Raw genomic sequence first — 12,765 nt, 5'->3', positions numbered from 1 at the left:
TGCCCGCGATTAATGAATATGAAATCCGCCGCCCTGATACATCGACGGATCCAGCGGTTTGCGGTTGGCGAAGCCTTCCTGTGTGCCATGCCAGTGCTCGATGGCCTGCTCGCCCCGTTTCCAGCACAGCAGCACCACGCGCCCATGCAGCAGGCAGGGAAAGTCCAGTAAGCCTTCTTCGAGATCCTTGATCTGCGCGCCGCTGGCGGCAATTTCGCGCGTGGCGTCCTCGAGTTGCTGCGCGCAACGCTCGCGCTCACTGCGCATGCCGCTGGTGTGGATCGGATCCACCTGCACCCCGCCGGCGAGCAGGATATGGCTGATGACCCCCTGCATCTCCTCGTCCAGCTCCTCCACCCGCCGGTGCGCCCGCATGGCGTTGTGCAACAGGCCATCAAGCAGCGGCAGCAGCTCCTGCGCCTCTCCCAGCGTGAACGTCCGATCGCTGCTCATCGCCCCGCTCCGTCGTTTGCGCTCGCGGCCGCCGGCGTCAGCTCCAGCATCCGGTTCAGCGCCACCCGCGCCCAGTGCTTGACTTCCTCTTTCACGGCAATCCGGTTGACCACCTGGCCCTGCACCAGATTATCCAGCACCCACGCCAGATGCTGCGGCGAGATTCGGAACATGGTCGAGCATACCGGGCAGCCGTCGTTGTCGAGCGGCGAAATCAACTGGTCCTCATGCCGCGCCGCCAGCCGGTGGACCAGATGCAACTCGGTGCCAATCGCCCAGCGCGTCCCCGGCGCCGCCTGCGCCAGTTGCCGGATGATGAAGTCCGTCGAGCCCACCAAATCCGCCTTGGCCACCACTTCGTGGCAGCATTCCGGGTGCACCAGAATCCTGATCCCCGGCTCCTTCTTCCGCCACTCGTCTATCTGCTCCGGCCGGAAGCGTTGATGCACCGAGCAGTGGCCCTTCCACAGCAGCACCTTGGCCTTCGCCACGGCCTCCGGCGTGTTCCCGCCGTAATCCTGCCGCGGATCCCAGGTCAGCATCTCCTCCAGCCCCAGGCCCACCTTCACGCCCGTGTTCCGCCCCAGGTGCTGATCCGGCAAAAACAAAATCTTCGGCTTCTGTGTGAACGCCCAGCGGAACGCCGCCGGCGCATTCGAGGACGTGCACACCAGCCCGCCCTGCTCGCCGCAGAATGCCTTGATGCGCGCAGTCGAGTTCATGTAGGTGATCGGCAGAAACTCGTCCACCAGCCCCAGCTCCTGCAACTGTTCCCAGGCGTCCAGCACCTGCGGGTACTCGGCCATGTCGGCCATCGAGCAGCCTGCGTTCAGGTCCGGCAGAATCACCTGCTGGTGCTCAGCCCGCAGGATGTCGGCGCTTTCCGCCATGAAATGCACCCCGCAGAACACGATGAATTCCGCCTCCGGGTGCTGGGTGCATTGCTGCGCCAGCCGCAGGGAGTCACCCTGGAAATCGGCAAACCGGATGACCTCGTCGCGCTGGTAGTGGTGCCCGAGAATCAGCACCCTTCCCCCCAGCGTGGCCCGCAGTTCGGCAATCCGCCCGTCCAGCTCGTGGTCCGGGTAACGCAGGTAATTGTCCAGATCGCACTTGGACTCCGCCAATAACGCCATGTCCAATTTTAACGCGCTCTGTGGCTCAGCGGCGGTTATGCCGTTGTGGCCAGCGGTTCGTCTCCGCGCTTGTTCTTCCGCCAGTACAGAATCAGACCGCTGAAGATGAGCACCCCGCAGATGCCCACCAGCTTGATCTCAAACCACATCCGCGAACCCTGCAGGTCATCGGGCGGAATCAGCGAAATGATGATCGACAGCAGCGTGATCAGCAGCCCCAGCGTGCCGCAGATCCACACTCCCAGTTGGCCGCCCGGAATCAGCGCGTGTCCCGGTTGCGTCCCCCGGTCGGGCCGCTTGCGCATCGCCAGCACCGCCGCGAACGTGTACACGAAGGCGATGAAGTACATGATGTCGGTCGCATCGACCAGCAACTGGTACGCGCTTGCCGCGCTGGCCCCGCCAATCTGGCTGACAATGAGCAGCAGCGCCGCCGCGCCCCCCTGCACCAGCATCGCCACCCAGGGCGTCCGCCATTTGGGGTGAATTTTGCCGAACGCGCGCGGCATGTAACGGTCAATCCCCGCCGCAAACGGCACCCGCGCCACGCCCGCCACCGTCGTGCCCACGCCGCCAATGTTGCCGATGAACAGCAGCGTCGCCATGATGATCGCGATCCACGCCAGCCCGAACTGCCCCGCCGCCGACGTCAGCGCCTGAATCGCCCCGGCGCGCAGATCCACCTGCCCGGGATGCAGAATCGCCAGCGTCCCCATCGTCCCCAGCACATACGCCGCCACAATCGCGATCGCCGCGATGAGGATGCCGTGCTTGAACGTCTTTTGCGGGTCGCGCACTTCCTCACCCATGAAGCACACCACCTCCAGGCCCGCGAAGGCAAACGCAATCTGCGCCCAGTAGTTGATCGTGCCCCAACTGAAATGCACGCTCATGCTTTGCGCCGTAAATGCCGTCACCGGGCCATGGCTGGCGGCAAACCAGGCCCCGAACAGCACCAGCAGCAGCAGCGGCAGATACGTTCCCGCGGCGCCGGCGTTCTCCAGCCATTTGCCGATATGCACGCCCACGATATTCAGCCAGATGGCGATGCCCAGAATGATCAGCGCCCCCACAATCACGAACAGCTTGTTGGTGGCCAGCGCCGCAAACTTCGGCCCGCCCATGTACGCCGACATGGCCACGCTGGCGTTCAGCAGGGCAGGGAAGTAGACGATGCTGTAGGTCCAGTACACCCAGCCGGAAACGAAGCCGTGAAAGGGCCCGAACGCCTCATTCGTCCAGGCATAAATGCCGCCCACGCGCGGGAATCGCGTCGCCAGCTCGGTGATCACCAGCGCTTCGGGAATGAAAAACAGAATCGCCGCGCCCAGCCACAGGCTCACCGAGCTGGGTCCGGTGTGCGCCGCCGTCGCCACCCAGCGCGGCCCCAGCACCGCGGCGACGTTGAACAACACCACGTCCCACAGCCCCATGCCCCGCACCAGCCCGTGCGGCTGCGATTCGACGGCTGTGCCCTTGGTCGGCTGCATTGCCGGAAGCATACACAATTACTGCGGCACAAGAAAGCGGATCCCGCCTGCCTCCAGCCCCAACCGCACCGGCGTTGCTCCGTAGGCTTCGCCATCAAGCTGCAGCGGCCGACCCGGCGTCACCACCGCAACCGCATGGCCCGGGAACCGCGTCACGCCCGGCGCATGCACCAGGCCCACGCTCGCGAGCGCCAGTGCCTGGAGCGGCAGCAGATACGGCGCACCGCGCAACCCCAAGAGCAACGGCTGCCCGGGGGCCGGTGTGCCCAGCCGCAGCCGCCCGCCATAAAATCGCGTCAGGCTGAACAGCAGCCCATCGAGAGGCGCCGGCGCGAGATCGCAGATCAGCGGAGCAGGGAAGTAGCGCCGCCATGCGGCTGCCGCCCGTGCCGCAAACGCCAGTTTGCCCCAGCGGCGCTTTGCGCCCGCGCCCATCGCAGCCACGATCGCGGCATCATAGCCCACGCTGGCAATCGCAAGGAAGTATCGCCTTACGGTCGCCGTTTCCGCCACGCCCAGCGGCAGCTCTTTGCCACCCAGCCGCCACGCCCGCGCCAGCCAGTCCGCGGCCGCCTCCGGCCGCGACGGGCAGCGCAGCGCGTGGGCGAGGATGTTTGCAGTTCCGAACGGCGGCGCCACGCCCAGCAGGCAACGCCCGCCCGCGGCGATCTGCGCCAGCGCGTGCAGCGTGCCGTCGCCGCCGCAGCCAATCAGCACGTCATAGCGGCTTGCGGCCTCTGCTTCCGCTCGAGCCACGCTGACTTCGCAGCGCCATCCCCGGCCGGTGAGCGCGCGCACCAGCGCGTCCAGTTGCCGCCGCCGCGACTGCGGCCGCCGGCCCGCGTCAGGATTAAAAACGATAAGCGCTTGAGGGGGAGCCAGAACCCTATGCGGGAATGCGCACCCGCGCCGACTGCCAATGCTCAATCCCCGCCTGGCAGGCCGCATACAGCCCGAACAGCGCGCCGGCGTACACCAGGTCGCCGATTGCTGCCGTGCGGAAGAACGGCACGCCCATGGCGTAGCAGGTTGCCAGCCCGCCCCAGGTATGCGGATACATCTCGGTAGTGACCCAAACGCCAAAGTTGGTTACCAGGAAAAACAGCGTCGAGCAGACCACCGTCGTGCCCAGCAGCCGCGGCAACTTCACCTTTCCCTTCAGCAGCCACAGCGCCAGCCCCAGCACCAGCAGGTACGTGCCCCAGGTGAAATACTGATCGAGGCCGCCCGCGGCGTGATACACCCACAGGTTCAGCGCAAAGTCGCTCGCCATCAGCGCCACCAGCGGCACCCATAGCTGCTTGCCTTTCATATAGCAGCCCGCCAGCAGCAGCATGGCGATCACCGGCGTGAAGTCCCACCAGTGGGGCAAAAACCGCATCCCCACGGCGCCCAGCACAAACAGCAAAATCAACATGGCTGCTTTATTCCCCTTTCGCGCTTTGCACTACCTGTTCCGTTACGAAGGATATCGCCATTTTTACTTGCTGCCAACCCAATTCTCCACTCCGCGCAGTCCTGGTCCTCGCATTTCTCCCTTTGTTTTGTGCGGTTTCGGTTTGGCATCCAACGTGTATAGAAGCTTGTAGGAGGAGAATCTCCATGACACTCAAGCGGCAAATCTTCACAAGTGTGGTGATGCTGGCATTAGCCGGCATGTGCTCGCTGCCGGTGACGGCACAACAGAACAATCCAGCCAATCAGGCGACGCAAACCCAGGCGCAAGCATCGCAGCCGGCGCAGGCGACTGCGACCCAAAAGCCGCCCTTGACCCCGCAAATCCGGCAGGGCTTTTGGGGTCGTCTCAATCCCTTCGCCCGCAAAAAGTATGTGCAGAATCAGGTCGCGCCCATCCGCGACCGCCTGAATGAGCTCGACGGTCTCAGTGCTGACAACGACAAGTCCATCGCCGATCTCGCCGCCGCCAACAAGGCCGCCTTGGCGAAAGCCAACGCCCAGGCGCAGCAGGCGAACGACGAGGCCAATGCCGCCACCCAGCAGGTACAACAGACTTCCTCCCAGGCCGATCAGCTCAACCAACAGGTCGCCAGCGTCAATACCAAAGTCCAGGGTGTCGACCAATACCGCATCGCGCAGCAAGCCGTGTTGCACTTCAAGCCTGGCCCGGCCAAGCTGAGCACTCCGGCCCAGCAGCAACTCGACACCTTCCTGCAAAACCTCGACACCGAAAAAGGCTACGTCGTCGAAGTAACCGCCTACTCCACGCGCCGAGGCCGTGCGGGCGACACTGCCAGCACGGATCTCGCCAACACCGTCGTGCGCTACTTAGTCCTGCAGCACAACGTCCCGCTCTACCGGATTTTCACTATGGGCATGGGCAACGCCTCGGCTCCGGTTTCCGCCCAAATGGGCGAAGCCGCTCCCACGCGCCGGACCCGCGGCGGTACTGTCGAAATCAAAGTCCTCAAAAACAGCCTCGCCACGAGCGGTTCGTAGTCGCAGTTTCGGCCGCAAAAAACCGGGCGCCCGCAAGGGCGCCCATTTTTTTGCCTGCCCCTCCGCGCCACCTCCCAACCGTTCGGTCCACTCTGCCAAAACTGTTAACTGTGAACTGTAAACTGTAAACTGTCTTTATGAGCGATTCAGCCGTCATCATCACCGGAGTCCGCACGCCCGTGGGGCGTTTCCTTGGAGGTTTGGCGCCGTTAAAAGCGACGCAGTTGGGCGCCATCGTGGTGCGCGAAGTGGTTCAGCGCGCCGGTATCAAGCCCGAACAGGTCGATGAATGCATCATGGGCAATGTGGTGCAGGCGGGCAACGGCCAGAACCCTGCCCGCCAGGCGGCTCTTTACGGAGGTCTCGCGCCGCACGTCGCCGCCATGACCATCAACAAGGTCTGCGGCTCCGGCCTCAAGGCAGTGGGCCTGGCGGCTCAGGGCGTGCTGCTGGGCGATACCAGCATCGTCGTCGCTGGCGGCATGGAATCCATGTCCAACTGCCCCTACCTTATGCCCGGCGCCCGCACCGGCTATCGCATGGGAGACCAGAAGGTGGTCGATTCCATGGTCCACGACGGCCTCTGGGACGTCTACGAAGACTTCCACATGGGCAACACCGCCGAGCTGGTCTCCGATACGTACAAGATCATCCGCCAGCAGCAGGACGAATATGCTCTCGGCAGCCACAAGAAGGCGATTGCCGCCATGCAAGCCGGCTACCTCGATTCGCAGATCGTCCCAGTCGAGATTCCGCAGAAAAAAGGCGAGCCCGTCATCATCTCCAAAGACGAAGGCCCCCGCGCCGATACTTCGATGGAAGCCCTCGGCAGGCTTAAGCCCGCCTTCAAAAAAGACGGTACCGTCACCGCCGGCAACGCCCCCGGCGTCAACGATGGCGCTGCCGCCGTCGTGGTGACCACCCTGGCCAAAGCGAAAGAGTTGAACCTTAAACCCAAGTTCCGCATTGTCGCTCAGGCGGTTAGCGGCCTCGAACCCAAGTGGGTGATGATGACGCCGGTCGAAGCCGTCCGCAAGCTCTGGACCAAAACCGGCTGGAAGGCCGAGGACGTCGATCTGTATGAGTTGAACGAAGCCTTCGCTGTGCAGGGCGTGGCGCTCATCCGCGAGCTTAAGCTCGACGCCGCCCGCGTCAACGTTAACGGCGGCGCGGTCGCCATCGGTCATCCCATCGGCGCCAGCGGCTGCCGCATCCTGGTCACGCTCATGTACGAGCTCGAGCGCCGCCAGGCGAAGCGCGGCATCGCGGCCCTCTGCCTCGGTGGCGGCAACGCCGTCGGCATGGCCATCGAACGTTTGTAAAAGGAAATTGGATGGAAATTACGAAGGTTGCTGTCATCGGCGGCGGCACCATGGGCAATGGCATCGCCCATGTGCTCGCCAAGTTTGGCGTGGATGTCACTCTGATTGAGGCCAACGCCGGCGCCGGCCAAAAGGCTCTCACCACCATCGAGAAAAATCTCGCCCGCGAAGTCTCCAAAGGCAAGCTCGACGAAGCCGCCTCCGCGGCTGCCCGCCGGCGCATCACCCTGGCCACCGACGTCGCCGCCGCGGCGAGCGCGCAGCTCGCGATTGAAGCCGTCCCCGAGCTTCGCGACATCAAGCTGCCGCTGCTCGCCCAGCTCAACAAAGTCCTGAGCCCCGAGGCGCTGATCGCCAGCAACACGAGCTCCATCTCCATCACCGAGCTCGCCTCCGCCAGCGGCCGCCCCGAGCAATTCGTCGGCATGCACTTCATGAATCCGGTGCCGATGATGAAGCTGGTCGAGGTCATCCGCGGCCTGCAAACCTCTGACGCCACCGTCAAGGCGGTGCAGGATCTTGCCCTGCGCCTGGAAAAAACTCCGGTCGAAGTCCACGATTATCCCGGCTTCATCGCCAACCGCGTCCTGCTGCCCATGATCAACGAAGCGATCTACTGCGTCATGGAAGGCGTCGCAACCCCCGAGGCCATCGACGAGATCATGAAGCTCGGTATGGCCCACCCCATGGGCCCGCTCACCCTTGCCGACTTCATCGGCCTCGACGTCTGCCTCCACATTATGGAAGTCCTCCACGACGGCCTCGGCGACTCCAAATACCGCCCCTGCCCGCTGCTGCGCAACATGGTCGCCGCCGGCTGGCTCGGCCGCAAAACCGCCCGCGGCTTCTATAAGTATTAGTTGTCTTGTGGCTCGCCACTTTTTGCCCCGGTCGCTCCCGATGGTCGCTTGGAGTGCGGGCTTCGATTCCCGGCAGGGTCCGCCCGTTGGCGCTCAGGGCTCCTCCAAGCTGCCGCCAATCGACGTCGTGTCGCTACGCTCGCCCGCGCCCCCACCGCTAATCGCCGTACTCGCCGGCTGGCTTGACCGCAAATCTGGCCATGGCCCCTAAAAGTACTGATCAACCCGTTTCTCCTGATCGCTCTATGGCGACCGGTTTCCGGCTCCAGTACAGCCAGCGTTCGCCGGGCAGGGCGCGGAACTCCAGTGGCACCGGGCAGAGCCGCTCGACCCTCGCCCGGCTTGGCCTTATGCCCACCCACTCTTTTTTGTACGTCCCCTTTGGCCCCGTTCGCCGGAAAGCAGCCATCAGCACGCTCTTGAATCTCGATAAAGGTAAAAGCCTTGACCTCCAGCCTCTCGGCGCCGTGGTGAACACGATCAGTCCCCCTGGTTTCACCACCCGCACCATTTCCGACAGATTCGCTGCGAGCACGGTTTCGCTCGGCAGATGCTGCAAGACACAGTAGGCCAGCACGAGATCGGCCACACCGTCTCCCATCGGCCGCAGGCTAGCGCCCTCGGCCAGATGAAACTCAACCCCGTGCCCGATTCCCTCGCGCGCCCTCGCCAACATCGTCTCCGATATATCGAACGCGTGGCACACAGTGACTTCTGTTGCAATGGCCCGAGTCAGACGACCTACTCCGCAGCCAAGTTCGACTACCGTGTCGGTCGCGGTCGGTTGATATCCAACCGCGCGCTTGATTTCCCTCCAGATACGGTCGCCGGAGTCCCAGAACTGGGCCTCATCGCGATGGGCAAACGAGCCGTAGGACGAGACGTACCAAAGCGGGTTCTCTTTGGCCTTCTCCTCCCAAAATCTCCTTGAACTTGCCAAGTCCGCCATTGGGTCAATCGGTGCTTTGCTCCCAACCAGCGCTCCGCAATTTATGGGCCAGTCGCCCAACCCGCGCGGCATGGGCGCAAAGCTGAGCCGGTGCGTTCGTGGCACCACCGGCGTGCAGAAAATGTGAAGTTGGCTGCAGCCTCGATTTTCCGCCGAAAGCCCGGGCACGCCAGCTCCACGAGCCGCCACGCCGCTGGCACACGGATTGCATGGGCGGACGCGGAGAGACACATGCTGTCACCAGCGCTTGCGGAACTTGAGACTGGAATCCGCCGTCCGGCCTCGCGCTTGCGCGACCTGCTGGCCGCGCCGCTGCACGATCTGGCCGTTCGCGATCACCTTTTGTTCCAATTTTGCCCCCTGCGATGCGGTATGCAGGTGCTCGAGGCCGGACCCGGCAATGGCTACACGGGCTATAGACTAGCGCCGCTGATGCAACAGGTCACCCTCGTGGACGTGAAGCCGCTCCTGATCCTGGAGCTGCAACGGCGGTTCGCGTCTGTGCCAAACGTCAACGCCGAAGTGGCGGATCTGGCGAGCACGGAGTGGCCACGCTCGCTACGCGACTATGACCTGGTTTTCGGACTCGATGTTTTCGAATACGTTCCCGACCCCGCACAAGGCCTGCGCAACGCCTGCCGCACGCTCCGCAATGGCGGAATGCTCTTCTTCAGTTTTCCGAACTACCCGCCTCCGAAGGGCGATGGCGTGACGCGTTTCGAGACCAGGGCGCCGCTGGACGCGATGCTGCGGGCTGCCGGCTTCGCCCGTTGGGACATCTTCGCTGTTCAACTCCATCCGTGGGCGCGTGCGGTTTACGAAGTTTTTCACGAATGGCCATTGCGAACCCTGCGCCGGGTGCGCCGCAAGAGCAGGACCGGGCGCCCCCAGACTTTCGACCAAACCTGGACTTTCCAGAACCGTTTTCACCTGGTGGCTCTTAAGGGTCTCTTGCATTTAATCTGGCTGCTCGCGGAGGGCATAATGCAGGCGGGCGGCCCACTGTTTCATGCGTGTCAAATAGCTCCCGCAGGCGATCCCACGACGCTCGTCTATGGCCACTTGGTCGTGCGCGCCTGGAAGGACTAACGCTCCCTCAATCGCCGCAATGGCCGCAGTCAAGCGGTCCGCATCCCCAAGGAGTTCGAGCTTCCGGGTCCGGAAGTTGCGATTCATCGGGGTGGCTCGCCACATTTTGCCCGGGTCGCTCCCGTTGGTCGCTTGGAGTGCGGGCTTCGATTCCCGGCAGGGTCCGGCCGCCGGCGCTCAGGGCTCCTCCAAGCTGCCGCCAAAGGCGGCCGCCTGGTACTGGAGCTGGAAGAACCACTCGGCCTGCTCGAGTGGCTGGCGCAGAAGCCCCCGATCGACGAGCCGTTCCCGGAAATCGAAGATCCCCCGCCCGAGCCGGTGGACTTTTGAACGGCCGTTGGCTCGACACCGATAGTGCCTCCCGCGCCGTTCGCGATCCTCGCGGGCCAGTGGCGGCGCAGATTGCGCAATACCTGCCGCCGGGTTGGACTGCACTCTCGTCACCGGCAACACCCTCGAGTTCAGCCGCGTCCCCGGCCTCCGTCTCGAAAATTGGTTCGTCTAGGTAATTCCTCCGGTTTGCATCCCGCTCTCGATGCGCGTACTCTGGCGGCGGTTGAGTATGCAGCGCGCGGGAACCGGTCTCGGAATTGTACTGCTGTTGTTGCTGGTGTTGGGCGTAACCGCGCGGGCGGTGCAGCCCGTCTACCGGGTCGCGCCGGACACGATCTTTCTGCCCCTCGACGGCGTCGCCCTCAACGCCCACACCGGCCATGTCCTCTGGCGCTTTCCGCGTTACACCGGCCAGACCTACACCGACGGCCACGGCCTGCTGCTGCTGGGCTGGACCGTCGCCATCGCTCCTCACCTGCATCACTACACCACCCGTATCTGCCGCCTGCGCACCCGCGATGGCCATCGCCTGTGGTGCCATGATCACGCCGCCGTGCGCGAGTGGGTGGTCGATAACACCGGCCGATTCCTCTACCTCCACACGCCCAACCGCCTCGAGATTCTTGATGCCTCCGATGGTCAGCCCAACCATGGCTTCGATCTGGACCGGGACTCCGAACTCAGTCTCATGCCCCTGCCTTCGACTGGTGTCCTCATGCTGGAGCGTCATCGCGGCAACGTGGTGCAGGCGCTTCGCTATCAGCCCGGCGCCGCCGCGCTTCAGCCGGTGACCGTGCCCGCCAAGGTGTATCCCTTCCGCGGCGACGGCCGCGGCCTGCTGCTCTACGCCAAGCCCCGCCACGAATTCTTCCTTGCCGCCCCCTTCCGCCGTCTCTTCGACCGCCATCAGCCTGCGGAGGCCGGCGCGGACACCTTCCCCCTCGCCGAGCTCGACGACAGTGGCTTCCTGTTCACCGACTGGGCCGGCGATCAGCCCGTGATCCGCGGCGGCACCTACGCCGGCGCGGTGTGGCACGCTCCCCGCCGCGCTCCCGCGCCCCAACTCGCCTTGACCCACCTGGCGGCAATTATGCTCGAGCCAAAAAACGATGGCGCCAGCCAACTACTCGGCTGGAGCCTTGCCTCTGGCGAACGTCTCTATTCCCGCGAAGTCTCCGCGGACGCTGGCCGCAACCCCCGCCTCCACGCCTCCGCCGATGCTGTCGTGGTGCAGACGAATTCTGGCGTACTCCTCTACAACGCCGTCAGCGGTATCGAGCGCTGGCACGCCGACCAGCCAGTCGATACGCTCGCCGCCATCGCCCGCACCGCCGTGGTCTTCTGGGACGGCAGCGGGGGGATGATCGGTCTCGCCCGCAACAACGGCTCGCTGCTCTGGCGCGTCCGCTTCCAGACCGTCAGTGCCCCACTTCCGTTCTAGTCGCGACCGCCCACCCCTCACCCTCCACCACCCCCATCCGGGTTCCCCCTTCATGGACATTTCGCTTTATCTTCGCCTTCGGCGCGTGCTACCATTCCCCCATGTCAGACGAACGCAGCCGAAACCTTGATGCCGCTCTCTCGCAAATTGAAAAGCAATTCGGTAAAGGCTCCATCATGCGCCTGGGCTCGCATGACGCCATCGGCCCCATTGCCGTCATCTCCACCGGCGCCCTCTCGCTCGACGCGGCTCTCGGCGTCGGCGGCATGCCCCGCGGCCGCGTGATCGAGATCTTCGGTCCTGAGTCGTCCGGCAAAACCACGCTCGCCCTCCAGGTCATCGCACAGGCGCAAAAAGCCGGCGGCATGGCTGCATTCATTGACGCGGAACACGCTCTCGACCCTGCCTATGCCAAAAAACTGGGTGTGGACATCGACAACTTGCTGGTCTCGCAGCCCGACTTCGGCGAGCAGGCGCTGGAAATCGCCGAAGCGCTCGTCCGCTCCGGCGCCGTCGATGTGCTCGTTGTCGATTCCGTCGCGGCGCTGGTGCCCAAAGCCGAGCTCGATGGCGAAATGGGCGACTCCCATGTCGGCCTCCAGGCGCGCCTGATGTCGCAGGCCCTGCGCAAGCTCACCGGCCTGGTCTCCAAGTCGCGCACCTCGATGGTTTTCATCAACCAGATCCGCGAAAAAATCGGCGTCATGTTCGGCAGCCCGGAAACCACCACCGGCGGCCGTGCCCTCAAGTTCTACTCCACCGTCCGGGTAGATATCCGCCGCATCGCCGCCATCAAAGACGGTGACGCCGTCATTGGCAATCGCACCCGCGCCAAAGTCGTCAAGAACAAAGTTGCCGCCCCGTTCCGCGAAGCCGAGTTCGACATCATGTACGGCGAAGGCATCAGCGCCACCGGCGACCTGATCGATCTCGGCGTCGCCCACAACGTGGTTGAAAAATCCGGCTCCTGGTACTCCTACGCCGGCGAGCGCATCGGCCAGGGCCGCGAAAACGCCAAGCAGTTTCTCGCCGAACACCCCGACATCTTCCAGAAACTCGATCAGCAGATGCGCCAGCGCCTCGGCCTCCTCCCCTCGGCTTCCTCAGAACCCACCGAGCCCGCCGCTCCGCCCGCCTCCTCGCGCGCCGCCGCCGCCGCTCCCGCCCGCCGCTCCTGAGCGTGGCAACTTGGCCTGGCAGCGAACTCCGGCATAGCGGGTGAAGCGAACCTGCAC

General features: G+C 64.3%; 12 protein-coding genes and 2 pseudogenes. 8 read left to right on the top strand and 6 right to left on the bottom strand.

Going from position 1 to position 12,765, the window contains the following annotated elements:
- Window positions 1-9: 9 nt before the first annotated feature.
- Genes EPN33_13585 through EPN33_13565 form a run of 5 tightly spaced genes read right to left on the bottom strand, consistent with a single transcriptional unit; the run spans window position 10 to window position 4,496 of the window.
- On the bottom strand, window positions 10-453 hold the full coding sequence (locus tag EPN33_13585) for a DUF2203 family protein (protein ID TAN20814.1): 444 nt from the start codon (window positions 451-453) through the stop codon (window positions 10-12).
- On the bottom strand, window positions 450-1,589 hold the full coding sequence (gene nadA / locus EPN33_13580; protein ID TAN20813.1) for a quinolinate synthase NadA: 1,140 nt from the start codon (window positions 1,587-1,589) through the stop codon (window positions 450-452). Before nadA ends, EPN33_13585 begins: the two co-directional genes overlap by 4 nt.
- 35 nt (window positions 1,590-1,624) lie before the next feature.
- Window positions 1,625-3,091 (bottom strand): amino acid permease, encoded by a 1,467-nt coding sequence (locus EPN33_13575; protein ID TAN20812.1) that lies wholly within the window; start codon window positions 3,089-3,091, stop codon window positions 1,625-1,627.
- 6 nt (window positions 3,092-3,097) lie between these two features.
- Window positions 3,098-4,027: a hypothetical protein gene (locus EPN33_13570; protein ID TAN20811.1), complete on the bottom strand. Its 930-nt coding sequence runs from the start codon at window positions 4,025-4,027 to the stop codon at window positions 3,098-3,100.
- Window positions 3,966-4,496 carry a hypothetical protein gene (locus EPN33_13565; protein ID TAN20810.1) on the bottom strand — a complete coding sequence of 177 codons (531 nt, stop codon included), beginning with the start codon at window positions 4,494-4,496 and terminating at the stop codon, window positions 3,966-3,968. The genes EPN33_13570 and EPN33_13565 overlap by 62 nt, the downstream gene beginning before the upstream one ends.
- Window positions 4,497-4,681: 185 nt before the next feature.
- Here EPN33_13565 and EPN33_13560 point away from each other — a divergent pair, with 185 nt between their 5' ends.
- From EPN33_13560 to EPN33_13550, 3 genes are all read left to right on the top strand, one after another.
- On the top strand, window positions 4,682-5,536 hold the full coding sequence (locus EPN33_13560; protein ID TAN20809.1) for a hypothetical protein: 855 nt from the start codon (window positions 4,682-4,684) through the stop codon (window positions 5,534-5,536).
- A gap of 137 nt (window positions 5,537-5,673) precedes the next feature.
- Entirely contained in the window at window positions 5,674-6,858 is a 1,185-nt protein-coding gene (locus EPN33_13555) for an acetyl-CoA C-acetyltransferase (protein ID TAN20808.1), read from the top strand.
- An 11-nt stretch (window positions 6,859-6,869) separates the two neighbouring features.
- On the top strand, window positions 6,870-7,718 hold the full coding sequence (locus EPN33_13550; protein ID TAN20807.1) for a 3-hydroxybutyryl-CoA dehydrogenase: 849 nt from the start codon (window positions 6,870-6,872) through the stop codon (window positions 7,716-7,718).
- A 220-nt stretch (window positions 7,719-7,938) separates the two neighbouring features.
- Here the strand turns inward: EPN33_13550 and EPN33_13545 are convergent, their stop codons facing one another.
- Window positions 7,939-8,835: a class I SAM-dependent methyltransferase gene (locus EPN33_13545; protein TAN20806.1), complete on the bottom strand. Its 897-nt coding sequence runs from the start codon at window positions 8,833-8,835 to the stop codon at window positions 7,939-7,941.
- Between the two features lie 63 nt (window positions 8,836-8,898).
- Between EPN33_13545 and EPN33_13540 the strand changes: the two genes are divergently transcribed.
- From EPN33_13540 to recA, 5 genes and pseudogenes are all read left to right on the top strand, one after another.
- Window positions 8,899-9,756 (top strand): class I SAM-dependent methyltransferase, encoded by an 858-nt coding sequence (locus EPN33_13540; GenBank protein TAN20805.1) that lies wholly within the window; start codon window positions 8,899-8,901, stop codon window positions 9,754-9,756.
- Between the two features lie 15 nt (window positions 9,757-9,771).
- Window positions 9,772-9,852: pseudogene (locus EPN33_13535) on the top strand (AbrB/MazE/SpoVT family DNA-binding domain-containing protein).
- Between the two features lie 328 nt (window positions 9,853-10,180).
- Window positions 10,181-10,261 (top strand): annotated as a pseudogene (locus EPN33_13530) (VapC toxin family PIN domain ribonuclease).
- A gap of 30 nt (window positions 10,262-10,291) precedes the next feature.
- Window positions 10,292-11,530 (top strand): hypothetical protein, encoded by a 1,239-nt coding sequence (locus EPN33_13525; GenBank protein ID TAN20804.1) that lies wholly within the window; start codon window positions 10,292-10,294, stop codon window positions 11,528-11,530.
- Between the two features lie 101 nt (window positions 11,531-11,631).
- The gene (recA, locus tag EPN33_13520) at window positions 11,632-12,708 is read left to right on the top strand and encodes a recombinase RecA (GenBank protein TAN20803.1); all 1,077 of its coding nucleotides are present in this window, start codon (window positions 11,632-11,634) and stop codon (window positions 12,706-12,708) included.
- Window positions 12,709-12,765 lie beyond the last annotated feature (57 nt).

This window comes from Acidobacteriota bacterium, assembly GCA_004299485.1.
Classification (GTDB): domain Bacteria; phylum Acidobacteriota; class Terriglobia; order Terriglobales; family SCQP01; genus SCQP01.
This window is presented reverse-complemented; position numbering and strand designations above follow the sequence as displayed.